The following is a 435-nucleotide window of genomic DNA, read 5'->3' as shown; positions in this document are numbered from 1 at the left end:
GGGGCCGAGCGGCCCGTCCTCGTCGTGGTCGGTTCGGCCGCCGAGGTGGCCCGGGGCCACGCCGACGCGCTCGCGGCGACCGGTGCGGACGTGCACGTGCTCGACCCGGCGGACGACGCGGGTGACCTCGTCGAGGTGACCCGCGCCTCCTTGTCCCGGTCGTCCGTCGCCGTGCTGACGGTGACCGCCCGGCGCCTGCCCGACCCGCTCGTCGGGTCGGCGGCCCTCGCCGAGGTCGTCGCCCGGATCGGCGCCGACGTCGAGCTCGACCTCGTGCTGACCGGCGGCGAGACCGCCCGCGCGGTGCTCGACCGGCTCGCCACGATCACCCTGCGGCCGCTCGCGCAGGTCGAGCACGGTGCCGTCCTCAGCCTCGCGGCCGACGGGCGGGGCACCGCGGGCGACGGCCGGCTCGTCGCCACGAAGCCCGGCAGC

General features: G+C 78.9%; 1 protein-coding gene. It reads left to right on the top strand.

What is annotated here, in order from left to right:
• A partial coding sequence (locus tag IFT36_RS16185) for a nucleotide-binding domain containing protein (protein ID WP_274598590.1) occupies nt 1–435 on the top strand: 435 nt, incomplete at both ends.

This window comes from Frigoribacterium sp. CFBP 13605 (assembly GCF_014839405.1).
GTDB lineage: Bacteria > Actinomycetota > Actinomycetes > Actinomycetales > Microbacteriaceae > Frigoribacterium.
This window is presented reverse-complemented; position numbering and strand designations above follow the sequence as displayed.